A 22,231-nucleotide genomic window follows, 5' to 3' on the forward strand; every position below is an offset into this window, starting at 1 on the left:
GGCCAGCCTTCATCGGCTGGCCGGCTTCATCGGCTGCGCTGTGCGTCCTCTACCGGCGGCGTCATCCATTGGTCTGTGCGTCCTCGGCTCGTGAGAGTATGAACGCATGAGCGATCCGACAGACACTCAGCCCGAAGATGTCCCCGTTGAGGGCAGGACCCTCGACAACGGCGAACCGGCCATGCCGGCGGCGGCCAGCCCGGCTGGCACCGGCGCCGGAGCTGCTGGCCCGGCCAGTACCGGCCCGGCGGCTGCAAGCACGTCACCCGGGGGCAAGACCAAAGGCAGTAACCTGCAGGACCTGGTGGACGAGCCTGCGAAAGTCATGCGGATCGGCACCATGATCCGGCAGCTCCTGGCGGAGGTTAAGTCAGCTCCGCTGGACGAAGCGGCGCGCGAACGCCTCGCCGAAATCCATGAGCGTTCCATCAAGGAGCTGGAGGACGGGTTGGCTCCGGAGCTTGTTGAAGAGCTGGAACGGATCAGCCTGCCCTTCCCGGAGAACGCCACACCGTCCGACGCCGAGCTTCGGATCGCCCAGGCGCAGCTGGTGGGGTGGCTGGAAGGCCTCTTCCACGGCATTCAGATGGCCATCGCAGCCCAGCACGCGGCACGGGAGCAGGCCGCCGCGCACATGCACCTGAGGCAGCTTCCGCCGGGCACCATGATCGCCCCTGGTGTGGTGATCGGGGAGAACGGCGAGCCTCAGAGGGCCGCCGCCGGCCAGCGTTCCGGTCCGGTGCCGTCCGGGCAGCCGGAGGACCCGGACCACGGCCCCGGCCAGTACCTCTAGGTTCCTGCGTGGGATTCTTTACTGCCGCCCGCCAAGGGCGCAAGGACGATGCTGAGCTGGGCAAGGGCCTTTGGCGCCGCGCCCACGATCGTTTCCACCGGGGCCTGGACCGCTATCACCAGGTCCTCGAAGGTGTCGAAGACGAGCAGCTTTATGCCGAACTGGTGGAAGTTGCGAACGAGCTGGCGGGGCTCCTGGAACGCGTCCGTGTTGTTTGCGTCGAGGCCCAGCGACGTTCGCCCAGCGAGGGCTTGGACATTCCTGGAGCGTTGGCCGGTGTGCACCGGTCGCTGTCGAAGGCGGGCAATTCGCTGGCCACCACTGCCGAGGCGGCGGCCATGCTGCGGCTCGCCGTCGGTCCTGTCCCGGTGGGGGCTGCATCCGTACGACGCCGCGCGGAATCAGTGTTTGAGCAGGTGGCCGACGCCGAACGCCGGCTCGCCGAGGATGCTGCCGCCGGCGGCCAGCCGGAAAGCCGTTCCGGCTAAACGTCAGGCGGCGATCCGGGCATGCCCGACGGCAACAGCGTCGATGACGGCCCACGATTCCTCGCCGAGGCAGTTCCGGCTGGCGAAGCGCTCGGCGTCCTTCAGGGAATCGAAGATTTCACTGCTGATCCGGCCGCAATCGGCGTCGAAGTACGTGACGTGAAATTCCTGTGCAAGTTGGGTTTCCATAAATCCAGTCTGCAACCGGGGTCTGACAATAACCGTTCATCAGTCCCGCGTGTTGCCCAGGCGGAGCACCCGCTCCTGCGCGAGCATGGCTGAACGCTTGGCCTTGTCTGCTGCCCGCGCCGCCTGCTTGGCCTCGGCTGCCGCCGTGCCCAGGCTTTTCCTGGCACTTTCCAGCTGCTCCTCCGCGGCCTTGAGCCGGTCGCGGAGCTCAGGTGTTTCGCGGGTCAGGTGTGCGACTTCAGCCTCCGTGTCCTCCAGCTGCCTTTGCCGGTCCGCGGCCAGCCGGGCGGACGCCTCCTCCGCTGCCTTGGCCTCGGCCAAGGCAGCGTTGGCTTTCTCCAGAGCCGAGGGGGACGCCGGCCGGGGAGTCTCCCGGACGGCCTTGAGCCGCGGCTGGTCCGCGGGTTTGCGGGTGCCGCGTTCCGCCGTCGTCCGTTCTTCCTGCCTTGGTGCGGCGGCCGGCGGCTGTTTGGGAGTGAGTTGGGGTGTGGCGCGCGGCGCCGGCACCGCGCCGGGAACAGCCACTGCCCCATCGAGATCAACCGTGTCCACGCCGTCGGCGGACAGTGCCTGGAGCAGCAGCCCGCTTTGGACAGCGGCGGTGGCACCTTCGTCGGCGGTCATCGCCTGCAGGGTCCGCTCGACGTCGGCCGCGATCGTTGCGCTGATGGTGCGCCCCCGGCGTTCGGCAACGGAGCGGGCGGTGTCGACGGCGGTCCCCAGAAGGGTGCGGCGCTCCCGCGCCAATTCCCGGAGGGCGGCGGCGTCGAGGGATGCCTGGGCAGACCGCATCCGTTGGCCGAGCTCGGCAAGCTGCGCGAGCACTCCTGGCTCATGGATGGCCAGCATGTTGACGGCCCAGGCCGCCACTGACGGTTTTGGCAAGGCCTTGACGGCGGCCGGCAGTTCTTTGCCGGAACCGACGGCGGCTTTGGCTGCGGCCGTCCGGGCGGCCACAAAATCGTCGAAGGGCAGGGCGTACAGTTCGAACGCGATAGCCGCCAGCGCCTTGTCATCCATGCACGCCATCATAGGGGGAGCGAAGGCTCCACTTCCCCACAGCCTAGACTGGCCGCATGAGAAGAGTGTGGGGGCTCATTGTCCGGCCGGCGGTTCTGATGTTGGCAGTGTGCATTCCGGTGGCGGGCTGCTCGACCGCCTGTCCAGCGATCGGTTGGGTCAATACGGTCACCGTTGAATTGGCCGGCGATGTCTCCAACGTGAGCACGTTGCAGCTGTGCGACGGCGATGCGTGCTCGGAGTTGGGCCCACGGGCAGCGCCCTCTGCGCCCCGCAGCATTGCCCCCACACTGTCGGTGGATCCCTCAGCTCCGTTTACACCGGCAGCCCAGCCGACGATGGCCCCGTTTTACGCTGAACGGGTCGACGCCGATACGTGGCGGTTCACCGTCAGTATGAGCTCCCCTGACCACGTGACCGCAAGAGTGCTGTCTTCCACAGGGGCGGTCATTGCCGAAAAGGAAGCCGAGCTGGACTGGAAACGGGTGGGCGGCTCAGCCCAATGCGGCGGGCCCGCGGAAGCGTCGCCGGTGCTGCTTACGGTGCCCTAGAACGAGGCGCCCAGCACGTCCTTCACGAGGTTCCGACTGGGGGCAACAATCATGCCGGGACCGACAGGCCAACAACCCCGATTCTTGCTCATTGAGGGGCTACTAAGAAGGTAACGGGGGCGGGTGGAATGTACCGCAGCCCAGCCCGCCCCGCGAACCACTCGCACTTCATCTTCCTTGACCCACGTGCCCACAACTGCTACCCCGACTGGAACCGCGCTGCGAACGTCACGTCGCCATCTTGCGCCGCGACGCCGGCCCGCAACCCCCGTGACAAGGCATCGCAGCACTCGTCGGCGAACTCTCCATGCGCAGTGAGGAATTCCGCACACGCTGGGCAGCACACAACGTCCGCCGCCACTACTCAGGCACCAAATTCTTTCAACCACCCCGTTGTCGGGGTCCTTGAACTGACCTACCAGGCAATGGAACTCGAAGACGACCCCGGGCACACACTGACTGTTTATCCGGCCATTCCGGGCAACCCCTCGGATGAAGCCCTCAAGCTCCTGGCCTTGTGGGCCGCGACCGAGAACATCGTCGAATCCGCTCGAGCCCAGGCCCGCGGCTAGCAGAAGCGTGCGGTCACTTCCCGGCCGCCGGCCTGGCCCCCGTTGCGCGAGACTGAAGTCACCAGGGGTTGTGCCCGCGAACTCACTCATTCAGGGTTCCGCCCCCCGGAACAATGAGGGCCTCGCTGCGCTCGGGCAGCACATGCATTTGCTCTCAATTTTTTGCGGCGGTCCTACCGTGGGCCTCGAGCGCCCGTAAGTAGATCGGCAATCGGGCGCCGTGGGTAACGTTTAGCGCTGCACGGCCGCGCCGATGAGCAGGGAAGAGACCCGGCGGATCCGGGAGCGGGCCAACGCCAATGGATACAACCCCAGCGCCCGGGGACGAATCCGCCAGAACATCCAACAGGCCTACGCCGCCGCCCACGCCTAGCGAGCTGCCCGGGCCAGCCTCAGCTCATTGAACCCAAACTGAGCCCGGGCTTAAGTGTGCGCTGTTGAATGTTCTGTATCCATCCGACGAGGGCTCAGCCGAGCGAATGCGCCAGGGGATGACTGTGACAGGTTGGGATGGCCCCGGGTGGCTAGACCCGCGAACGGCGGTCGGGTGCGAGGAAGAATGCGGCACCGCTGATGATGCAGAGTCCGCAGAAGAACCAGGCCAGTGCGGTGGTCGTGCCGCCGGCTGCGAGCAGGAGGCCGCTGGCGATCAGTGGCGCGAAACCGGCTCCGAGCGTGGTGGATACCTGGTAGGCGAGGGAGGTGCCGGTGTAGCGGACTTCGGTGGCGAACATTTCGGAGATGAACGCGCCCATGGGTCCGTACATGAGTGCCTGGACCAGCGGGTTTCCGATGATGAATCCGATGAGCATGAGCCAGATGTTTCCGTCGCTGATCAGCGCGAACATGGGCCAGATGCCGATGATGCCCGCAGCGGCGCCGGCCAGCATCACCTTGCGGCGGCCAATCCGGTCCGAGAGCGCGGCGGCCGCCGGGATCGTGAAGATGTGCAGGAAGTTGGCGATGGTCAGCATCAGGAGGGCATCTGAGCGGGAGTGGCCGGTCTGGACTGCGTAGGTCAGCGCGAAGGTCGCCAGCAGGGACTGGAGGAACAGGGGGGCGAAGCCGGCAACGATGGAGATGCCGAGTTCCTTCGGGTACCGGCGCAGCACCTGCATGATCGGCGCGCCCTTGTGGGAGGGGTCAGCCGTGGCGTTGGCGGCCTTCGCGGCCAGGAAGTCCGGTGACTCGGTGACCCGGTATCGGATGAACAGGGCCACGCCGACGAGGATGGCGGACAGGAGGAAGGGGATTCGCCATCCCCAGGCCAGGAATTCCGCCTCGGGCATGGTGGAGAAGGCGCCGAGGACAACCGTGGCGAGCACCGCGCCGGAGGGTCCGCCGCTGACGGCGATGCTGGCTCCGAAGCCACGCCCGGTCGGTTTGGAGTGTTCCATGCCCATGAGGGCGGCGCCGGCCCATTCGCCGCCCACTGCGATGCCCTGCAGGACACGGAGGGAGACCAGCAAAATCGGGGCGGCCACGCCGATCTGCGCCGAGGTGGGAAGCAGACCCATGAGCACTGAGACGCCGCCCATGATCAGCATGGTGATGAACAGCATCTGCTTTCGGCCGAGCTTGTCGCCGAAGTGGCCGAAGATGATGCCACCCAGCGGACGTGCCACGTAGCCGGCGGCCAGGGTGACATAGGACAGGACGATGCCTGCCGCCTGGGGGACGCCGCTGAAAAACAGTTGCGGGAAGACCAGCGCTGCGGCCGTGCCGTAGAGCAGGAAGTCGTAGAACTCCACGGTGGAGCCGAGGTAGCTGGAGACCAGGGCCCTGCGGCTATCCCTCCGCTGTTGGGCGGTGCGTGGAGGCGGGGCCTCGGCGGATACGGCGGGCGTCAGCTGTGACATTGAAAACTCCGTTGTTTGCGGTGGAAGGGAAAAGTAATATGCGTGCATTTAACGCACGTTCATGAATACTATTAGTAGCAAGAGTGCTGCACATCACAGGTGGTTGTCAATCCCGGCCATGCGGCTCACTAGGATGGCGTAGTGACTACAGAACAAACGACGCCCGCGTCGCGAACTGCCGGCTCGCAGACCTTGGCCCGGGGCCTGACGGCCCTGAAGGCGATCGCCGGGGCCCGCGACGGCCTCGCAATCAACGACGTCGCAGAAGTTCTGGGAGTACACCGCACCATTGCCTACCGCATTCTTAACACCCTCAGCGACGCCGGGCTGATCCGCCGCAGCGACGATAACCGCTACCGGGGAGCGGCAGGACTGCTCCAGCTCACGTCCGCCGCGCATGACGCTATTCGCGCCGCGGCCCTTCCAGTCCTGCACGACGTGGCCAACGACCTGTCATCCACCGTCTCCCTGCTCGTGAGGGAGGGCGGCGAGGCCGTTGCGCTGGCGGTAGTAGAACCCCGGGGACTCTCGTATCATGTCTCGTTCGCCCAGGGCAGCCGACACCCCCTCAACCGCGGAGCCGCCGGACTCGCCATCCAGGCAAGTCAGCCGCCCACCTCGGCGGAGTCCGATGACGTGCGCAACGCCAGGACCAACGGCTATGCCATCACCTTCGGCGAAGTGGAGCCGAGCATGTACGGCCTCGCCGCACCCATCAAGGGCCCTGACGCTGACGTCGTCGGGGCATGCATAAACCTCATCACCACCCGCAAGGAAGTTGCGGAAGGAGCGGTTAAGGCAATCATTGCCGCCGCCGAGCGCATCTCCGGCCGACTGGCCTGACGGCACGATCTGCCCTAAATAGGTGGCACTGAAGCGGCGGGGAAGCGTCCGTTCCTCTTGACACCCGCACCTCCTCATGGTGTGATGTTTGTCATCAGTCGTGCAACTATAGCCTTTGAATGAGCGTTAAATGCACGAGCAGAATTGCCAAAGGAGTCTTCCATGACAGAGCGCCCCTACACCAGCGTTTGGTCCGACCTCGCCCAGGTTGAATTCAGCCAGGGCTTCATCGAGGTGGGTCCATACCGCACCCGGTACCTGCACGCCGGAGACTCCTCCAAGCCGACACTGATCGCTATGCACGGCATCACCGGGCACGCCGAGGCCTATGTCCGGAATCTGAAGGCGCTCTCGGAGCACTTCGATGTCTGGGCCATCGACTTTATCGGCCATGGCTACAGTTCCAAGCCGGAGCACCCGCTGGAGATCAGGCACTACATCGAGCAGCTGCTGGGCTTCATGGACGCCATCGGTGTCCAGAAGTCCTACCTGACGGGGGAGTCCCTGGGCGGCTGGGTCACGGCACGGTTCGCCATCGACTACCCGGAAAAAGTTGAGCGCATCCTGCTGAACACCATGGGCGGCACCATGGCCAACCCGGTGGTGATGGAGCGTCTCTTCACGCTGTCCATGGAAGCAGCGAAGGATCCGTCCTGGGAGCGTGTCAAGACCCGGCTCGAATGGCTCATGGCCGATCCCGCCATGGTCACCGACGACCTTATCCGCACCCGCCAGGCGATCTTCCAGCAGCCAGGCTGGCTCAAGGCGTGCGAGGCCAACATGGCCCTGCAGGATCCGGAAACCCGCAGGCGCAACATGCTGACGGATGAGGCGCTGGCCCAGATCAAGGCACCGGCACTGGTGCTCTGGACCACCAAGGACCCCTCCGGCCCGGTCGACGAGGGCCGCCGCATTGCCGGGCTCATCCCCAACGGCGAACTCGCCGTGATGGAGAACTGCGGCCACTGGCCCCAGTACGAGGACCCGGAAACCTTCAACCGCATCTTCCTGGACTTCATGCTCGCCCGCTGAGCACATCCGCTTCCCTTGCTACTTTCAGGCTTACACAGAACAGAGAACCACCATGGAGTTTGACACCGACGTACTGGTGATCGGCGCTGGCCCCGTCGGCCTGATGCTGACCAACCTTTTGGGCACCTACGGCCAAAACGTGACCCTGCTCGAGGCGCAGCCTGAGCTCATCGACTACCCGCGTGGTGTCGGCATCGATGACGAGTCTCTGCGTTCGGTCCAGACCGCCGGGCTCACCGGGACGGTGCTGCCGCACACCACACCCCAGCACATCATGCGCCTCGTCAACGGCAAGGGCCGGGTCCTTACCCACAACGCCCCGACCACCGACGAGTTCGGCTGGCCCCGCAAGAACGCCTTCATTCAGCCGCTGGTGGACCAGGCGATGCTGGAGGGTCTGTCCCGGCACGCCAGCGTGGATGTCAGGTTCAACCACGAAGTCCTCTCGCTGCGGGAAACCGACAACGGCGTCCTGGCCACGATTAACGTCAAAGACGCCGACGGCAAGCCCGAGCTGAAACAGATCCACGCCAAGTACGTGGTCGGCTGCGAAGGCGGCCGCTCCGCCACCCGGCTCTGGATGGGCGTCCTGTTCGAGGGCAAGTCGCCCTCCACCCGCTGGCTGGTGGTCGACGTCAACAACGATCCGCTCGGCACGCCCAACGTCTTCCTCGGCGCGGACCCGAAACGGCCCTACGTCTCGATCGGGCTGCCGCACGCTATCCGCCGCTGGGAGTTCATGCTGTTCGACGGCGAGACCGATGACATGGTGACCGACCCCGAGTTCGTGAACAGTCTCCTGGCCGACCATGTGCCGGATCCGGTCAGCCTGGACTTCATCCGCCGCCGCGTCTATACCCACCACGCCCGGATCGCCAGCTCCTTCCGCCGGGGCAAGGTCCTGATCGCCGGCGACGCCGCCCACCTCATGCCCGTCTGGATGGGCCAGGGCTGGAACTCCGGAGTCCGCGACGCCACCAACCTGGCCTGGAAGCTCGCCACCATCCTCCGCGGCCAGGCCACCGATGACCTGCTGGACACCTACGACGTCGAACGCCGGGACCACGCCAAGGCAATGATCGACCTCTCCCTCACCCTGGGCAACGTCATCAAGGTGACGAACCCCGCGATGGTGGCCTCCAGGGACGCCATCGCGGCGGGCCTGAACCTGTTCCCCCAGGTGAAGTCCTACTTCGCCGACATGAAATTCAAGCCCATGCCGCGCTACACCCGCGGCGTCGTGGTTGATCCCACCAGCCACAAGCCGGGCTCCGCCCTCGCCAAACTCACCGGCAAACTGATCCCGACGCTCACGGCGAACACCCGGGTCTCACCGGTCGGTGTCCAGTTCCCGCAACCGCGCGTCACCACCAAGACCCAGGCCGACGTCCTGCTCGATGACGTCACCGGGAAATGGTGGACCGTCCTGGTCTGGGGAAACAACCCCAGAGACGTGTTCTCCGAGGCCGATCTGCTCAAGCTCGACGAACTCGGCGCCCAGCTGGTCTGCCTGGTTCCCGAAACCCAGCGAACCTGGTGCGAGGAGCGCTACCCGGCAGAGGTCATCGTTGCCGGTGACACCACGGGCCGGCTCAAAAAATGGTTCGACGACAGGCCCACCCCGGTGGTCTTTGTCCGCCCGGACCGCTTCGTCGCCGGAGCCTGCCTGGCCCAGGACGCCCCCAAGACCCTCGCCGCCATCCGGGCAGCCATGTCGTTCAAGGAAGGAGCAAGCAATGACGCTCGCACTCGTCTGCATGTCGCATAGCCCCCTGCTGGAGGTCACCAACCCTCCGGAGGAAATCCAGAAGGACGTCGACGCCGCGTTCGCCGTCGCCCGCAAATTCGTCGAGGACTTCAACCCCGACCTCGTGGTCTCCTTCGCGCCGGACCACTACAACGGCTTCTTCTACGAACTGATGCCCCCGTTCTGCATCGGCTACGAGGCTGTCGGGGTCGGTGACTACGGCAGCGAGGAAGGCCCGCTGAACGTCCCCACCGACATCGCCAAGGACCTGGCACAGGCCGTCATCGACGCCGACCTTGATGCCGCGATCTCCCTCAAGATGGAGATCGACCACGGCGCGGTGCAACCGCTCGAGGTGCTGTTCGGCTCCATCGCGGCGAAACCGGTGATCCCGATCTTCGTCAACTCCGTCGCTCCGCCCTTCGCATCCATGCGCCGCGTGCGCCAGCTCGGTACCGCCGTCGGCAACTACCTGAAGACCCTGGACAAGAAGGTGCTCCTGGTCGGCTCCGGCGGCCTCTCCCACGACCCGCCCGTACCCCAGATCGCCACCGCGACCCCGGAACAGAAGGCCATGCTCCTCAACGGCCGGCACCCCACCGCTGCGGCCCGCAACGCCCGCCAACAGCGGGTCATCGACACCGCAGCAGCCTTCGCTAAGGGAGAGGCCAACATCATGGACCTGAACCCCGAATGGGACCGCGAGTTTCTGTCCATCATCGCCTCCGGTGAACTGGAAAAACTGGACACCTGGACCGCAGCGGAGATGGCCGCGACCGCCGGCAACTCCGCCCATGAGGTGCGCACCTGGGTGGCCGCCTACAACGCCCTGCGCGCCGCCGGGGAATACACCGTGACCTCGGAGTACTACCGGCCGATCCCCGAATTCATTGCCGGCTTCGGCGTGACCACTGCGGTGGTGAAGTGATGACTGCCCGGACACAGCCTTCCCGCACCGAACTCCTGGACCAGCTGGCCTCGGAACTCCTGGAAGCCACCACATCGCTAACGCCGATCCCGCCCCTGCGGGACCAACTGGACGGGATGGACGTGACGGACGCCTATTACGTCCAGACCGCACAGCTCGAACACCACGTTTCCGCCGGGCGGGTCTTGGCCGGCCGGAAGGTAGGCCTGACGTCCCTGGCCATGCAGCAGCAGCTGGGCGTTGATTCTCCCGACTTCGGGTTCTTCTTCGAGGATATGGTCCACTACGACGGGGCACGGATTGCGGCGTCGGGCTTCATTCAGCCCAAGGTCGAACCCGAGTTCGGCTTCGTCCTCAAGTCCCGGCTCAAGGGGCCGGGCGTCACGCTGGAACAGGCAGCGGCCGCCATCGGCGCCGTGTACCCGGCCATCGAAATCATCGACTCCCGGATCAGGGACTGGGATATCAAGCTCGTGGACACCATCGCGGACAACGCCTCCTGCGGCGCCATTGCCGTCGGCACCACGCCGCTTGCCATTGATCCTGCCGATCCCGCAGGGCTGCTGGACGTTGAATGCTCACTGGTCATCGACGGCCACGTTACCGGGACCGGGACCGGCGCCGACGTCATGGGGCACCCCATAGCACCGCTGGCCTGGCTCGCGAACGTCCTCGGTGAGCAGGGTGTGGCCCTCGAAGCCGGCCAGCTGGTCCTGCCCGGCTCCTTCACCAAAGCCGAGCCGGTTAGTGCCGGAAGCACCGCCGTGGCGGACTTCGGCCCGTTGGGCTCACTCACCATCCACTTCACAAACTAAGGACCCTCCCATGGCAAAGAAAACAGCCGCAATTGTCGGCTCGGGCAACATCGGCACCGACCTGATGTTCAAAATCATGCGGCGCAGCAAGAACCTTGAAGTCAAGTACATGATCGGCGTCGACCCCGCCTCTGACGGGCTGGCACGTGCCGCCCGGCTGGGCGTCACCACCTCCGCCGAGGGCGTGGACTGGCTGCTGGCCCAGGACGAACTCCCGGACTTCGTCTTCGAATGCACCTCCGCCAAGGCCCACGAGGCCAATGCGCCCAAGTACAAGGCTGCCGGCATCCACGCGATCGACCTGACCCCCGCCGCCGTCGGGCCGTATCTCTGCCCGGTAGTGAACCTGGATTCGCTGACCGATGTCCTGAACGTCAACATGATCACCTGCGCCGGCCAGGCAACCACCCCCATCGTCGCCGCAGTCTCCTCAGTGGTGCCCGTGGACTACGCGGAAATTGTTGCCTCCATCGCCTCCAAGTCCGCAGGCCCGGGAACCAGGGCAAACGTGGACGAGTTCACCGAAACCACCGCCCAGGCCCTCGAGGTCGTCGGCGGCGCCAAGCGCGGCAAAGCCATCATCATCATCAACCCGGTGGAACCGCCCATGATCATGCGCAACACGATCTACGCCGCAATTCCGGCGGAAGCCGCCGAGCCCGGCGAACTCCAAGACAAGATCCGGGTAGCCATCGACGAGGCCGTGGCCAAGATCCAGGACTACGTCCCCGGGTACTCGCTGCGCGTTGAGCCGCAGTTCGACTCCGCTCGCGAAGACTGGGACGGCAACGGCCGAGTGGGCGTCTGGGTCCAGGTCAAGGGCGCCGCAGACTACCTGCCCGAATACGCCGGCAACCTCGACATCATCACGGCCGCCGCGACCCGGACCGCAGACCTGCTGGCCGAACGCATGGACGCCGCCGTCTCTTCAACCCCCGTAGGAGCATGAACATGACCCCCGCACCCGCCACGGACAAGAACCTTAGTGTCCGGCTGACCGACACCACGCTGCGCGACGGCTCCCACGCCATGAGCCACAAATTCACCGAAGACCACGTCCGCAGTGTCGTCCGCGCCCTGGACGACGCCAAAGTGGAAGTCATCGAAGTCACCCACGGCGACGGGCTCGGCGGCTCCTCCTTCAACTACGGCTTCTCCCTGACCCCGGAACTGGACCTCGTCCGCGCCGCCGTCAACGAAGCCACAAACGCCAAAATCGCCGTCCTCATGCTCCCCGGCCTGGGCACCATCCACGACCTCAACCAGGCACACGAGGCCGGAGCGCGGGTGGCCCGCATCGCCACCCACTGCACCGAGGCCGACGTCTCCATCCAGCACTTCCAGCACGCCCGCAAGCTCGGCATGGAAACCGTCGGATTCCTCATGCTCTCGCACCGCACCACCCCGGAAAACCTTGCCAAGCAGGCACGGATCATGGCCGACGCCGGCTGCCAGTGCGTCTACGTCGTGGACTCCGCCGGCGCCCTCATCCTGGACGACGTCTCGGACCGGGTAACCGCGTTGGTCGCCGAACTCGGTGACGACGCGCAGGTGGGCTTCCACGGCCACCAGAACCTCAGCTTCGGCGTCGCGAACTCCGTCTACGCCGCACGCGCCGGTGCCAAACAGATTGACGGCACCCTGCTGGCCCTCGGCGCCGGCGCCGGCAACTCACCCACCGAAGTCCTCGCCGCCGCCTTCGAACGCTTGGGCATCCACACCGGGGTCGACGTTCACGGGGTGATGGCAGCGGCCGAAGACATCGTCAAACCCATCATCACCCGCATGCCCATCATGGACCGCGCCTCCATCATGCAGGGCTACGCCGGCGTCTACTCCTCCTTCCTCATCCACGCCGAACGCGCCGCCGAGCGCTACGGCGTACCCGCCTGGCAGATCCTCGAAGAAATCGGCAAAGCCGGCTACGTCGGGGGACAGGAAGACATGATCATCGACGTCGCAGTGCAGTTGGCCTCGGGCGCCCGGGTCGCCTGACCCCTCATGGCCGCAGAAGCCGCGGGTCTGCTTTTCTCCGAAAGGAAAGGCGCAGATCCGCGGCTTGTCAGACCCCGGATGCGGGGACAGGCAAGCCTTTGTACGTACAGTCCATACCGGAGCAGTACCTGACCTTCAAGAACGCCTGTTCCTTATCGGCAAGGACGGGATCAACGGTCCCGACATTGACCAGCTGCGAGAGGAGACCACCGCTACCGTCAACGGCGCCGGTGACTCCCACTTCGAGGATCCCGAGTTCGTGAAGGCTGCCAAGGAGATGCACGAGGCCAAGCTCCTGGCAGAGGGTGGGTTCAAAGACTCCGAGCGGGGGTCCCTGGAACAGCGGTACGAACGTGCCGAGAAGGCACTCTTTGCCCGCATGGAAGGACTCGGCCGCGAGATCGAGAACCGCGTTACCGGCGACGACAGCAGCCGGTTGAAAGATCAGGGACTGAGCAGCAGTCGGTTCTGAGAGGGGAAGAACGGCCTGACCCGCTGAGTCGTGGGTGAGGTCGTACGATCACCAGATGCGGGAGGACTCAAAGTCCTTCGGTGATGGTGGCTCGGACAGTATCCGTGCTGGCGGGGGCTGGTTGCCAATAAATAGGAGTGCTGAGTCCCCGGACCACGACTCGTACTACTGGTAAGGCCGCGACTTCGTGCCGTTCCGTCAATGTCTGAATCAGCCAAGCCCCGCATGCCCAGCGAGAAGCGGATCAGCCCGGTGAGGAACCCGCCGACGCAGGGGCCGTTCTGCCCCGACCAGGGCAGGCGGGCACCCCCGGGTGCCCGCCTGCCCTGGTCCATCCTCTTCTCTTGTGGGCGGAGTGTCAGGAGTTGGCGGCGCTTCGGTTGATATCGCCGTTGACGCCCTTGGGGAAGAACCCGCCTTCTTTTGCCGCCTTGGAGGTGAGGTAGGCGATGTTCAGGACCTGTCCGGGGCTTCGGCTGAAGGCAACGCCGTTGGCGTCGGTCGGGACGAGGTTGGCGGTCGCTTTGGTGCCGATACCCTGGTCGAGGTCCGTGGATCCGTCGAGGCTGTCCCGGGCATCAGAGATGGCCTGGGCGGGCATCTGGAGATCGAGGGCATAAAGCGTGGTGCGGATAATACCGGCGTGGTAGGCCTCGACGGCGAGGATGCCGGCCGCGGCTTCGAGATAGGTTTTGTTATCAATCAGTGGGGCGGCTCCCTTGTATGCCGTGACGCCGACGTCTTCGAAGATGAACGCGCCGAGAAGGAAGCTGGTCTCGTCGGTGAAGGGGTTGAACGTCTGGCCTGCGTTGATCAGGCCCGCCGCCATTGCGGCGGCGGTGAAGCTCGCTTCCAGGTCAATTTGCGGCCGGGAAACAGCGGCTTTTCCGAGAGCGGTGCGGAGGAATTTGACGTGGGATTCCTCGTCCGCGGCAATTTCCTTGGCGTATTTTTCGATCAGGCTGCCTGCCTTGAACGGGACCTTCGCGCCGCCGGTAACGCCGCCTTTACGGCCTTTGCCATCCGTGAGCCCGTCACTCAGGCCGCGGCCCGTGACCGCACGAAGATAGAACTCCGCTTCCAGGTATTCCAGGTTGAGTGCGAAATTAAGAATGGCCCCATCACTGGGCCCCTTACCGGAGTTGCCTGAGTCTTCTGAGTCCTTGGACGCGTAGGCCGGTGAGCTGGCGATTAGGGCCGCGGCGCCGCCGATCCCTGCGATACCGGCAGCCCGGAACAGGATGCGCCGGTCCATGGGGTCTTCCGCGCTGCGGCTCATAGCATCGGTGATGAATTTTTGGTCGAACATTGGTGTGCTCCTGTCATGAGTGCGTTTTTGAGACCATGACAATCCGGAGGGTACCCCCGACGGCTCCCCAGCCGGAAGACGCAGCGCAAAACTGCTACGTATGGGCGTGCCCATGATGATGACACTGATGGTTCGTTGTCATCCATGTCACGGATGGGTTGCCGGGAAACCTTTTCATACCCTTTGCGGAAGTCTGCCCGCAAACGCCCGGTAGGCCGGGGTGTCCGGCTCCGAGGATGCCCACCGGCCGGGGCAAACAGGATGCTCAAAGGGCCCGGTCCAGGCGTCCGCCCCGGATCTGGCGATGTCCGCCGCGGGCCGAGAGATTGATGACGTCGGCGCAGTCCTCTTCCAAGGCCCGCCAAGGGCGGGCCGTGATGTCGGCTCCGCCGACCCTGCAGGGGAACCGGGCCAGCGGCGAGAGCTACCGTGCATAGCGTCCGGTTCATGCATGTCGGTAACACTGACCCGGGCCCCGGCTCCGAGGAGGCCGCGGAGGTTTGTCCAGGCGGTCCGCCAGGCCGGCATCAGGGATCGCGGCATCCGAGGCCGCGGTTCCGCCCTGGGGCATGATCCGGGCAGCGAGAGCCTGCGGATCCATTGTGATTGCCAGCGTGGCCTCGATAGTAGTGGTCTTCCTCGTCCATTACGTGCTGGGATTCCTTTGGGAACCGGCAGCGAGTACCCTGCGTGTGTTCTTCCTGGGTCCTGGGAAGTTGCTCCGCGAGGACTCTAAACTCTTCTTGGGTGTCGTTCTCCTCGATCTTCTCGCAAATTGCCGGGTTCCGGTCGATACGGCCATGACGTTATTGGCGCCCTCATCCGCGCCGTACCCTTCCGCGAGTTCCGCATCAGCGACGGCGCCGGGGAGGTAGAACTGCGCCGCCGGATTCAGGCCAGCAGGGGCGGGGGAGCCGATACGATCGCCGACGTAGAACACGAGGCCTAGCTAGAGTGCGCTCGTCTACCCACTCCCAGCCGATAGTCCACTCTGGCCCGCCAATCACGCCGGAGATGTCAGTGAGGATCGAGTAAAGCGTCTTGTCCTCAGAGTCCTTGTAGGCACGGTCCCGCGCCACTCCATTGCTGCCCACGACTTCCACCCGGATAGGCAGGCCGCGAAGGGAACCTGTTTTGGCGTACTTCTCCACGAGCGTTTTGACGATAAGGTTCTGCGGCTCGGCGGTGAATGTCTCATCCCCGACGTAGACCCGATCGAGGTAACCCTCGGCGGTGACGAGCGACATGGCAGCGCCTTCGCCAACCTTCCGGTTGCGGCGGATCACCATGCCGCCCCACAGCGGGGCCTCGGACTCGTCCAGTGCCACAAGGAATATTGCGCCCTTGCGGGTGGCAACGCGCCAGTTTGGCGGCGCCTGATCCATTGGGAGCGTGGCCGTCTGCGATTCGTACCGCATCAACGTAGCCTTCAGCGCTCCGTCAACCCGGAGCGTCGGCAGGTCAGCGATGACGCTCCCATTGTTCGAATCCACCGAAATCCACGAGAGCGTCAACGCAACCTCCTACAGTTCGTGCTTGCCGTCAGTCTGAGTGGTTGGCGTGTTCGGCAGTGCGAGTCCCGCAGCGCCGACACCGAGAACCGCTGTTACGACGTTCACAATCAGTGGGACAGCCTCGCCCGGAACAAGCCGGAAGAACTGAAGCAGGGGGATCGCGGCCAAGACGATGCCATAGATATAGGCGCGAACCTTCGGGTCGCGGATGTTCACTTGGCAACCTCTTCCGTGTCGAGCTCGCCGAGTTTGGCCACAAGTTCGGCCTGCACTTCCGCGAGCTTCTGATCCAGCGTGTCGCGTGTGGCGACGTGCCGGTTCTCGTTGTCCGCCTGGAAGAATACCTTCAAGTCAAAGACAGCCTCAGCCAGTGCCGTCTTCGTCTCAGCGATCGACGCCAAACGACGCCGCTCCAACTCGTTCTGCAAAAACAGTTTGTCTTCAAAGCTCCACGCCATGTCGTCATCCTCCGATGATGGGATAGGGGTAATTTCGGCGGACTGTGATGCCAGCCCAAAAAGGTTCGCCGGGTTGATGCGGCCATACATGTATGAGTTCAGGACGTAGCCGTCTGGGAGTACCTCGAAGTGCAGGTGATCACCAGTGGATGCGCCAGTGTTCCCGGATAGCCCAAGGACTTGCCCCTCAGCCACGCGCTGGCCCTTAGTGACGCGGGCGCCGCCGTCCATGCAGTGGCCGTAGATCCCGATGAATGACCCGTGATCGACGACGTAGCAGTAGCCGGCGAAACCTGGGGAGATCCACCACGGGTTATCCGCGTAGGAGCCCGAGAGTTTGCCGACATGCAGGACAGTGCCCGACGTGACAGCGCGGACCGGCGTGCCCGATTTGCAGGGGTAGTCCTCGCCGGTATGCCCGTCCGGCTGGTAGTTCCCGAACTGCTCGATGATCCAATAGTCAGGGTGCCCCGGATATAGGACCGACGTGGGGTTTTGCCCGTAGAGCTGCGACGGGGCTATATCAACTGGCCGAATCATGGCGCTCCAATAGGTAGTGTTGTCCGGCATTGGCCGCCGTCCGTGTAGGTGAGCGGCTTGCGATAGAAGCGGTAGATGTCGAGCGACTTGGATTCGCTGGTCTGCTGCGCCGTCGAATTCTCGGCAGGATCCCAGGGGTTAGTCCACTCAATCGAACGGCCACCCATACCAGCCAGACCGCGGCGCATCGTCTGAGCAACACGCACCATCTTGTTCTGAACCGTGTAGATGCCCGACTCGTCAAAATTCGCACAGTTGATCGGGTTACCAAGACGCGACATAGCCGAGGACGTAACCGCCTCAATCTTGCCGTTCTCAGGAAGCCGGACGAACTGCTCGCCCGTCTTCCAGACCGAACCATCGCTTGAAGTGGCCGATATACGTTATCGACCTGCTCTTCCGACGTTGCCACAAGCTGTATCAGGGAAGTTTTGCGCGGAATACCCATCGCATCGCTGGGCTCATACTCATACACGAACCCGCAGCCGCATCCATGATCCCGACAGTCATAAACCTCGCCACCATCAGCCCAGCCACCAAACACGATCGGCCCGACGCAAGATTTCCCAATGCGGCTTTTTAACTGCCCAAATGGCACATATAGTTACCGCTATGGGAAACTACGGAACGGACATCCAGTCAGCAATGGCAGTGCAGATCAAGGCTGAGATGGCGGCGCGCGACTGGAAGCAGTCGGACCTGTCCAGGGCAACGGGCATTGTCAGCAGCACGCTCCACCGCTACCTGTCCGGCGCACGCGACATCCCGCTTCCAGTGTTCGCCGACATCGCCCAGGCTCTCGGGATGTCCATGATCGAACTGGCAACCCGCGCCCAGCGCCGGCTAGACGGAAAGAATGTCCTCTAGCCGCAAGCCGTGAATCTCAGCCAGCGCACCGGCCTCGCGGATGCTCATGGGGCGCTCGCCGCGGGTGCAGGCCGTGACATCGTCGGCATCAGCCGCCCATGCCGCGCACAGGACGCTCATCGGCGTCTCCCTTGCAAGACCCATGACGTTCTCAAACCGCTTTCCCCAACCCCTGACGTATTCGAAACCCTGCTAGTGGTAAACAGCCGGTGTCCGGCGACTTTGCGCGTGCGATTTCCGCCGCCATTCGATGGTCTATGACTAGGCAGCGAGTCAGTGGCGCGCAGCTTGCCGAGAGGATTGCGCAGTCGCAAAGTTATATCTCGAAGAGGCTCCGGGACGAGTCGCCGCTGACAGCCAACGACATCGAGGATATCTGCAATGCACTCGGCGAGGACCTGGGCAAGATGCTTCACTCGGCAGCCCGTGCCGTCGCAGCCGTTAGGAACGGATCGAGCTAATCCGAGACGCAAAAAAGACCCCCAATCCTCAGTGCGAGGATTGGGGGCCTTTTGGCTCTCGGGAACTATGCACGCTCAGTCCAAGCTATGCGTGATTATGTAGATGGGGTACAGCTACGGGTACAGTGGAGCACTTCTAAGCCAGCGAAAAACCCCCTAAAAACCGTAGTTTCTAGGGGGTTTATCCCGAGCTTCCTATCAGAATCGAACTGATGACCTTTTCATTACGAGTGAAACGCTCTACCGACTGAGCTAAGGAAGCACCGCACAAATTCTCCCGGCGTAACCGGGCGGTTCATGCAAGAGTCAACTGTAATAGAGTCCCTGCGCCCGGGTCAAAATGGGCGTCCCAAACACCTCAGCAGACGGTGTTGTCGGCGGGAACCGTTCCATCCACAAGGTACTTGTCCACGGCGTCTTCGAGGCAGCTGTTGGCCCGGCCGTAAGCGGTGTGGCCCTCTCCCTGCCAGGTCAGAAGGGAGGCGTTGCCCAGCTGTTTGCGCAGGGATGCGGCCCATTCCACGGGGGTGGCAGGGTCGCCGGTGGTTCCGACAACCACGATCGGGGCTTCGCCGGTGTATTCCACCGGGGCCGGGGTGCGTATGTTTTTGTACGGCCAGTCCAAGCAGTTGGTGCCGCCGTAGGCGAAGAAGTAGCCCAGGGTGGGGGAGGCCTGCATGAGCCGTTGCTGTTCCGCGCGCATCGCAGCAGTGTCGGAAACCATGGGGTAGTCCAGGCAATTGACGGCGGAGAAGGCGAAGGTGGAGTTGGATGTGTACTTCCCGTCGGCGCCGCGGTCCGCGCCGAGGTCCGCCAGGCGGAGCATCAGGCTCACATCGCCCGTCGTGGCGGCCTCCAGTGCCTGGGTCAGGGCCGGCCAGCTCTGGTCGTTATACAAAGGAGTGATAAGGCCACTGACAAACATCGTGGCGTTCACCAGGCGGCCGTCCTTGGCCAGGCGGGGAGTCGCCTGTACGGCATTGATGATGTCGCGGATCTGCTGGACCCCGCTGTCCACGTTCCCGCTGAGCGGACACGAGGATTCCTGCTGGCAACTGGCCACATAGGCCCTGATGGCTTTTTCGAAGGCCACGGCCTGGCCGCTGGTCAGCTCCTCGTTGCTGATGGACGGATCCAAGGCGCCATCAAGGACCATACGGCCCACATTGTCCGGGAACAGTGAGGCGTAGGTGGAACCAAGGAAAGTGCCGTAGGAGTACCCCAGGTAATTGAGCTTCGAGTCGTTGACCACGGCCCGCAGGATGTCCAGGTCCTTGGCCGCACTGACCGTGTCGACGTGGCCCAGTACCGGACCGGTCTGTGCAGCGCACTGTGCGCCGATGGCCTTGTTGTCGGCCAACGCGGCGGCAAGCCCGGCGTCGGTATCCAAGGCATACACCTTTGCCCGTGAGGCGTCCCGCTCCGCATCCGTCATGCAGGTCACGGGGGCGGAGCGCTTGACGCCCCGCGGATCAAAGCCCACCAGGTCGTAGTTGGCCCGGACAGACTGCGAGAAGTGCGTTCCGGCCGCGTCCTTGACGAAGTCGTAGCCGGACCCGCCCGGACCGCCCGGGTTGACCAGCAGGCTGCCGGTTTTCTTGCCCGTGCTGGGAGCCCGCAGCGCAGCTATCTGGATCGTGTCGCCGTCCGGCTTCGCGTAGTCGATGGGCACGGTGACCTTGGCGCACTGGAAGCCGTTTTCGCAAGGCTCCCACACGACCTCCTGGCCGTAGAAGGCATCCAATCCAGCGGGCGCGGACGCCACGATGGACGGGTCTGCCTTCGCCGTGGCGGGGGCCGCGTCCCGGGTGTCCCCGCCAAAGAGGCTGCACGAGGCCAGCGTCAGGGCCAGGATCAGGGCGCCGGCAGCCCGCAGCCCAATCACCAAGGATCGGGAGCGTGCGGGCAGGGGGCGTGCAGTCATCGAGCGGTCTCCTAGAAATTGCTAGATCAGGCTGGCTGCCATGGACTCAATGGTCAACAGCGGAGCAACGTTGGTGGTGGTAATTCGTTGGCGGGCTTTGTTGACGGCGTCCATGCGGGCGAGGGTGGTCTCCGGGGCAGACCGGGCGGCGAATTCCTCCAGCTCACCCCTGAGCTCAACGTTTACCAGCTCCACGGCGTTCCCGAGCTGGATGATCAGCACATCCCGGTAGAACGAGAGGAGGTCCGTCAGCGTCCGGTCCAGGGAGTCCGTGATGGATCGCTTGGCCCGTCGTTTCTGGTCGTCTTCAAGCTGCCTGACCTGGCTGCGCATGGTCGGCGGGAGCGTCCCTGACTCCGGGGCACCCAGGGTGGCCAGCAGCGCAGCCTTCTCGGCGGCGTCGCGCTCTTCATTGGAACTGTTGGCTTCCGCGGTGGCGATCTTCACCAGCTTGTCCGCCATCATCACCGCCGCGGTCACGCCGCGCAGACCCAGCGGGAACCTCACCGTTTCCAGCCGGCGTTCCCTCGCCTCAGGGTCCCGCGCCAGCCGGCGGGCGATCCCCACATGGCTTTGGGCCGCGCGGGCCGCGCGTTCGGCGAGCATCGGGTCCACCCCGTCGCGTTTGACCAGTAAAGCGGCGACGTCGGCGGCCGGCGGCAGCCGCAGGGCCACGGCGCGGCAGCGCGAACGGATGGTCACCAGGACGTCAGCGGGCGACGGCGCACAAAGCATCCAGATGGTCCGCGGCGTGGGTTCCTCGATGGCCTTCAGCAGCACATTGGTGGTCCGCTCGGCCATGCGGTCGGCGTCTTCCACCACAATGATCCGCCAGCGCCCGGACGACGGCCGGTTGCCCGCCTTGGATACCAGGTCACGGGCTTCATCGATGGTGATGGTGACCTTCTCGGTCCTGACGAACGTTACATCCGAATGGGTCTCGCCGAGGATGGTCAGGCAGGCGGGACACTCGCCGCAGCCGCGCCTGGCCACGTCGTCCTGGTCGCAGTTGAGGGCGGCCGCAAAGGCCTTCGCGGCGTTGGAGCGCCCGGAACCGGGCGGGCCCGTGAACAGCCAGGCATGGGTCAGTCCCTCGCCCAGCGTCGCCTGGCGGAGCTGTTCGACGACGGCGGGCTGGCCCTGAAGGTCGTCCCAGACAGTCATGCGGCGCCCCGGCCTGCAGCCGCGAGCAGGGCATCCACCCGGGTGAGGATCCGCGCGGCCAGTTCGTTGACGGGCAGGTCCGCCGGCAGGACCAGATACGTATCCGGCCGGCCGGCGGCCAGTTCGAGGAACGCCCCGCGGATTGTTGAATGGAAATCATCGGCCTCTGACTCAAGGCGGTCTTCGGCGGCGTCGCCGGCTGTGCGGCGGAGGCGGCCGGCAGCGGGATTCACGTCCAACAACACGGTGATATCGGGCTGAAGCCCCGAGGTGGCCCATTCGTTGAGGGTACGCACGGCGTCTGCACCCAGCTCGCGGCCAGCCCCCTGATAAGCCACGGAGGAATCAATGTAGCGGTCCGTCAGGACAACCTCGCCGCGTTCCAGCGCCGGGCGGATGACCTGGCTGGCATGGGCTGCGCGGGAGGCGGCAAAGATGAGCGCCTCGGTGTGGGCGTCGATGTGGCCATGGCCGTGGTCCAGGACCAGGGAACGGAGTTTTTCGCCAATGGGCGTCCCCCCGGGTTCGCGCGTCCGCAGGACCGTCAGGCCACGTGTTTCCAGGGTCTCGGCAAGCCGGGCCGCCTGGGTGGACTTGCCGGCGCCGTCGCCGCCCTCGAAGGCGATGAAAAGTCCAGGGCTGTTGGTGGTCACTGCTCAAGACTACCGACTTCGGACGCCGCCGCACGTC

The 22,231-nt window shown here is 64.7% G+C and carries 27 protein-coding genes and 1 tRNA gene; 15 read left to right on the plus strand and 13 right to left on the minus strand.

The annotated features are described in order from the left end of the window. Positions 1–106: 106 nt before the first annotated feature. Both ACQCSW_RS04355 and ACQCSW_RS04360 read left to right on the plus strand, forming a co-directional pair. Positions 107–793: a bacterial proteasome activator family protein gene (locus ACQCSW_RS04355; protein WP_426989662.1), complete on the plus strand. Its 687-nt coding sequence runs from the start codon at positions 107–109 to the stop codon at positions 791–793. Positions 794–801: 8 nt separating this feature from the next. Further along, complete coding sequence (locus ACQCSW_RS04360; RefSeq protein WP_426989663.1) at positions 802–1,281, plus strand: hypothetical protein; 480 nt, start codon at positions 802–804, stop codon at positions 1,279–1,281. Between the two features lie 3 nt (positions 1,282–1,284). On the opposite strand, the gene ACQCSW_RS04365 is transcribed toward ACQCSW_RS04360, so the two are convergent. Together ACQCSW_RS04365 and ACQCSW_RS04370 are read right to left on the minus strand one after the other, a co-directional pair. Then, positions 1,285–1,470, minus strand: a complete 186-nt coding sequence (locus ACQCSW_RS04365) for a hypothetical protein (RefSeq protein WP_426989664.1) — start codon at positions 1,468–1,470, stop codon at positions 1,285–1,287. 39 nt (positions 1,471–1,509) lie between these two features. Beyond that, complete coding sequence (locus tag ACQCSW_RS04370) at positions 1,510–2,490, minus strand: hypothetical protein (RefSeq protein WP_426989665.1); 981 nt, start codon at positions 2,488–2,490, stop codon at positions 1,510–1,512. 56 nt (positions 2,491–2,546) lie between these two features. Here ACQCSW_RS04370 and ACQCSW_RS04375 point away from each other — a divergent pair, with 56 nt between their 5' ends. From ACQCSW_RS04375 to ACQCSW_RS04385, 3 genes are all read left to right on the plus strand, one after another. Continuing rightward, a complete protein-coding gene (locus ACQCSW_RS04375) occupies positions 2,547–3,041 on the plus strand; it encodes a hypothetical protein (protein ID WP_426989666.1) in 495 nt (164 codons plus the stop codon). Positions 3,042–3,169: 128 nt separating this feature from the next. Then, positions 3,170–3,613: a hypothetical protein gene (locus ACQCSW_RS04380; RefSeq protein ID WP_426989667.1), complete on the plus strand. Its 444-nt coding sequence runs from the start codon at positions 3,170–3,172 to the stop codon at positions 3,611–3,613. A 253-nt stretch (positions 3,614–3,866) separates the two neighbouring features. Beyond that, positions 3,867–3,986 (plus strand): Lsr2 family DNA-binding protein, encoded by a 120-nt coding sequence (locus ACQCSW_RS04385; protein ID WP_426989668.1) that lies wholly within the window; start codon positions 3,867–3,869, stop codon positions 3,984–3,986. Positions 3,987–4,137: 151 nt separating this feature from the next. On the opposite strand, the gene ACQCSW_RS04390 is transcribed toward ACQCSW_RS04385, so the two are convergent. Beyond that, complete coding sequence (locus tag ACQCSW_RS04390) at positions 4,138–5,472, minus strand: MFS transporter (RefSeq protein ID WP_426989669.1); 1,335 nt, start codon at positions 5,470–5,472, stop codon at positions 4,138–4,140. A 141-nt stretch (positions 5,473–5,613) separates the two neighbouring features. Here ACQCSW_RS04390 and ACQCSW_RS04395 point away from each other — a divergent pair, with 141 nt between their 5' ends. The 8 genes from ACQCSW_RS04395 (at position 5,614) to ACQCSW_RS04430 (ending at position 13,304) form a co-directional block, all read left to right on the plus strand. Beyond that, positions 5,614–6,315, plus strand: coding sequence for an IclR family transcriptional regulator (locus ACQCSW_RS04395; RefSeq protein ID WP_426989670.1), 702 nt, complete (start codon positions 5,614–5,616; stop codon positions 6,313–6,315). 162 nt (positions 6,316–6,477) lie between these two features. Continuing rightward, a complete protein-coding gene (locus ACQCSW_RS04400) occupies positions 6,478–7,347 on the plus strand; it encodes an alpha/beta fold hydrolase (RefSeq protein ID WP_426989671.1) in 870 nt (289 codons plus the stop codon). Positions 7,348–7,399: 52 nt separating this feature from the next. Continuing rightward, positions 7,400–9,115, plus strand: coding sequence for a bifunctional 3-(3-hydroxy-phenyl)propionate/3-hydroxycinnamic acid hydroxylase (locus tag ACQCSW_RS04405; RefSeq protein WP_426989672.1), 1,716 nt, complete (start codon positions 7,400–7,402; stop codon positions 9,113–9,115). Then, the gene (locus ACQCSW_RS04410) at positions 9,084–10,022 is read left to right on the plus strand and encodes a 3-carboxyethylcatechol 2,3-dioxygenase (RefSeq protein WP_426989674.1); all 939 of its coding nucleotides are present in this window, start codon (positions 9,084–9,086) and stop codon (positions 10,020–10,022) included. Before ACQCSW_RS04405 ends, ACQCSW_RS04410 begins: the two co-directional genes overlap by 32 nt. Further along, the gene (locus tag ACQCSW_RS04415) at positions 10,022–10,837 is read left to right on the plus strand and encodes a 2-keto-4-pentenoate hydratase (RefSeq protein WP_426989675.1); all 816 of its coding nucleotides are present in this window, start codon (positions 10,022–10,024) and stop codon (positions 10,835–10,837) included. Before ACQCSW_RS04410 ends, ACQCSW_RS04415 begins: the two co-directional genes overlap by 1 nt. A 10-nt stretch (positions 10,838–10,847) precedes the next feature. Continuing rightward, complete coding sequence (locus tag ACQCSW_RS04420) at positions 10,848–11,786, plus strand: acetaldehyde dehydrogenase (acetylating) (protein ID WP_426989676.1); 939 nt, start codon at positions 10,848–10,850, stop codon at positions 11,784–11,786. Between the two features lie 2 nt (positions 11,787–11,788). Beyond that, positions 11,789–12,832, plus strand: coding sequence for a 4-hydroxy-2-oxovalerate aldolase (gene dmpG / locus ACQCSW_RS04425; protein WP_426989677.1), 1,044 nt, complete (start codon positions 11,789–11,791; stop codon positions 12,830–12,832). Positions 12,833–12,896: 64 nt separating this feature from the next. Further along, complete coding sequence (locus ACQCSW_RS04430; protein ID WP_426989678.1) at positions 12,897–13,304, plus strand: hypothetical protein; 408 nt, start codon at positions 12,897–12,899, stop codon at positions 13,302–13,304. Between the two features lie 358 nt (positions 13,305–13,662). Here ACQCSW_RS04430 and ACQCSW_RS04435 read toward each other — a convergent pair whose 3' ends face one another. The 5 genes from ACQCSW_RS04435 to ACQCSW_RS04455 form a co-directional block, all read right to left on the minus strand. Beyond that, positions 13,663–14,613: a ferritin-like domain-containing protein gene (locus tag ACQCSW_RS04435; protein ID WP_426989680.1), complete on the minus strand. Its 951-nt coding sequence runs from the start codon at positions 14,611–14,613 to the stop codon at positions 13,663–13,665. Positions 14,614–15,464: 851 nt separating this feature from the next. Beyond that, positions 15,465–16,127, minus strand: coding sequence for a hypothetical protein (locus ACQCSW_RS04440; RefSeq protein WP_426989681.1), 663 nt, complete (start codon positions 16,125–16,127; stop codon positions 15,465–15,467). A 9-nt stretch (positions 16,128–16,136) separates the two neighbouring features. Further along, entirely contained in the window at positions 16,137–16,343 is a 207-nt protein-coding gene (locus tag ACQCSW_RS04445) for a hypothetical protein (protein WP_426989682.1), read from the minus strand. Beyond that, positions 16,340–17,125: a M23 family metallopeptidase gene (locus tag ACQCSW_RS04450; RefSeq protein WP_426989683.1), complete on the minus strand. Its 786-nt coding sequence runs from the start codon at positions 17,123–17,125 to the stop codon at positions 16,340–16,342. The genes ACQCSW_RS04445 and ACQCSW_RS04450 overlap by 4 nt, the downstream gene beginning before the upstream one ends. Beyond that, entirely contained in the window at positions 17,122–17,406 is a 285-nt protein-coding gene (locus ACQCSW_RS04455) for a hypothetical protein (RefSeq protein ID WP_426989684.1), read from the minus strand. The genes ACQCSW_RS04450 and ACQCSW_RS04455 overlap by 4 nt, the downstream gene beginning before the upstream one ends. 310 nt (positions 17,407–17,716) lie before the next feature. Here ACQCSW_RS04455 and ACQCSW_RS04460 point away from each other — a divergent pair, with 310 nt between their 5' ends. Next, positions 17,717–17,992, plus strand: coding sequence for a helix-turn-helix domain-containing protein (locus ACQCSW_RS04460; protein ID WP_426989685.1), 276 nt, complete (start codon positions 17,717–17,719; stop codon positions 17,990–17,992). On the opposite strand, the gene ACQCSW_RS04465 is transcribed toward ACQCSW_RS04460, so the two are convergent. After that, positions 17,969–18,112, minus strand: a complete 144-nt coding sequence (locus tag ACQCSW_RS04465; RefSeq protein ID WP_426989686.1) for a hypothetical protein — start codon at positions 18,110–18,112, stop codon at positions 17,969–17,971. The genes ACQCSW_RS04460 and ACQCSW_RS04465 overlap by 24 nt on opposite strands. A 137-nt stretch (positions 18,113–18,249) precedes the next feature. On the opposite strand from ACQCSW_RS04465, the gene ACQCSW_RS04470 reads away from it, so the two are divergent. Beyond that, positions 18,250–18,453: a helix-turn-helix domain-containing protein gene (locus ACQCSW_RS04470; RefSeq protein WP_426989687.1), complete on the plus strand. Its 204-nt coding sequence runs from the start codon at positions 18,250–18,252 to the stop codon at positions 18,451–18,453. Positions 18,454–18,642: 189 nt separating this feature from the next. Here ACQCSW_RS04470 and ACQCSW_RS04475 read toward each other — a convergent pair. The 4 genes from ACQCSW_RS04475 to tmk all read right to left on the minus strand — a co-directional run bounded on the left by ACQCSW_RS04475 (position 18,643) and on the right by tmk (position 22,194). Then, positions 18,643–18,715, minus strand: a tRNA-Thr gene (locus ACQCSW_RS04475). Positions 18,716–18,811: 96 nt separating this feature from the next. Next, positions 18,812–20,377, minus strand: a complete 1,566-nt coding sequence (locus tag ACQCSW_RS04480; protein ID WP_426989688.1) for an alpha/beta hydrolase — start codon at positions 20,375–20,377, stop codon at positions 18,812–18,814. Positions 20,378–20,398: 21 nt separating this feature from the next. Beyond that, the gene (locus ACQCSW_RS04485; RefSeq protein ID WP_426989690.1) at positions 20,399–21,541 is read right to left on the minus strand and encodes a DNA polymerase III subunit delta'; all 1,143 of its coding nucleotides are present in this window, start codon (positions 21,539–21,541) and stop codon (positions 20,399–20,401) included. After that, a complete protein-coding gene (gene tmk, locus ACQCSW_RS04490; protein WP_426989691.1) occupies positions 21,538–22,194 on the minus strand; it encodes a dTMP kinase in 657 nt (218 codons plus the stop codon). Before tmk ends, ACQCSW_RS04485 begins: the two co-directional genes overlap by 4 nt. Positions 22,195–22,231: the final 37 nt, after the last annotated feature.

It is taken from the genome of Pseudarthrobacter sp. Y6 (assembly GCF_050156205.1).
Taxonomy (GTDB): Bacteria; Actinomycetota; Actinomycetes; order Actinomycetales; family Micrococcaceae; genus Arthrobacter.

What these genes read in the sequence shown, in the direction of transcription:
- ACQCSW_RS04480 (WP_426989688.1), bottom strand. Translation starts at nt 20,377, where the DNA reads ATGACTGCACGCCCCCTGCCCGCACGCTCCCGATCCTTGGTGATTGGG.
- ACQCSW_RS04485 (WP_426989690.1), bottom strand. Translation starts at nt 21,541, where the DNA reads ATGACTGTCTGGGACGACCTTCAGGGCCAGCCCGCCGTCGTCGAACAG.
- ACQCSW_RS04450 (WP_426989683.1), bottom strand. Translation starts at nt 17,125, where the DNA reads ATGATTCGGCCAGTTGATATAGCCCCGTCGCAGCTCTACGGGCAAAAC.
- dmpG (WP_426989677.1), top strand. Translation starts at nt 11,789, where the DNA reads ATGACCCCCGCACCCGCCACGGACAAGAACCTTAGTGTCCGGCTGACC.
- ACQCSW_RS04365 (WP_426989664.1), bottom strand. Translation starts at nt 1,470, where the DNA reads ATGGAAACCCAACTTGCACAGGAATTTCACGTCACGTACTTCGACGCC.
- ACQCSW_RS04460 (WP_426989685.1), top strand. Translation starts at nt 17,717, where the DNA reads ATGGCACATATAGTTACCGCTATGGGAAACTACGGAACGGACATCCAG.
- ACQCSW_RS04465 (WP_426989686.1), bottom strand. Translation starts at nt 18,112, where the DNA reads ATGAGCGTCCTGTGCGCGGCATGGGCGGCTGATGCCGACGATGTCACG.
- ACQCSW_RS04375 (WP_426989666.1), top strand. Translation starts at nt 2,547, where the DNA reads ATGAGAAGAGTGTGGGGGCTCATTGTCCGGCCGGCGGTTCTGATGTTG.
- ACQCSW_RS04390 (WP_426989669.1), bottom strand. Translation starts at nt 5,472, where the DNA reads ATGTCACAGCTGACGCCCGCCGTATCCGCCGAGGCCCCGCCTCCACGC.
- ACQCSW_RS04405 (WP_426989672.1), top strand. Translation starts at nt 7,400, where the DNA reads ATGGAGTTTGACACCGACGTACTGGTGATCGGCGCTGGCCCCGTCGGC.
- ACQCSW_RS04400 (WP_426989671.1), top strand. Translation starts at nt 6,478, where the DNA reads ATGACAGAGCGCCCCTACACCAGCGTTTGGTCCGACCTCGCCCAGGTT.
- ACQCSW_RS04420 (WP_426989676.1), top strand. Translation starts at nt 10,848, where the DNA reads ATGGCAAAGAAAACAGCCGCAATTGTCGGCTCGGGCAACATCGGCACC.
- ACQCSW_RS04455 (WP_426989684.1), bottom strand. Translation starts at nt 17,406, where the DNA reads ATGTCGCGTCTTGGTAACCCGATCAACTGTGCGAATTTTGACGAGTCG.
- ACQCSW_RS04410 (WP_426989674.1), top strand. Translation starts at nt 9,084, where the DNA reads ATGACGCTCGCACTCGTCTGCATGTCGCATAGCCCCCTGCTGGAGGTC.
- ACQCSW_RS04370 (WP_426989665.1), bottom strand. Translation starts at nt 2,490, where the DNA reads ATGGATGACAAGGCGCTGGCGGCTATCGCGTTCGAACTGTACGCCCTG.
- ACQCSW_RS04415 (WP_426989675.1), top strand. Translation starts at nt 10,022, where the DNA reads ATGACTGCCCGGACACAGCCTTCCCGCACCGAACTCCTGGACCAGCTG.
- ACQCSW_RS04470 (WP_426989687.1), top strand. Translation starts at nt 18,250, where the DNA reads ATGACTAGGCAGCGAGTCAGTGGCGCGCAGCTTGCCGAGAGGATTGCG.
- ACQCSW_RS04380 (WP_426989667.1), top strand. Translation starts at nt 3,170, where the DNA reads ATGTACCGCAGCCCAGCCCGCCCCGCGAACCACTCGCACTTCATCTTC.
- ACQCSW_RS04385 (WP_426989668.1), top strand. Translation starts at nt 3,867, where the DNA reads ATGAGCAGGGAAGAGACCCGGCGGATCCGGGAGCGGGCCAACGCCAAT.
- ACQCSW_RS04355 (WP_426989662.1), top strand. Translation starts at nt 107, where the DNA reads ATGAGCGATCCGACAGACACTCAGCCCGAAGATGTCCCCGTTGAGGGC.
- ACQCSW_RS04435 (WP_426989680.1), bottom strand. Translation starts at nt 14,613, where the DNA reads ATGTTCGACCAAAAATTCATCACCGATGCTATGAGCCGCAGCGCGGAA.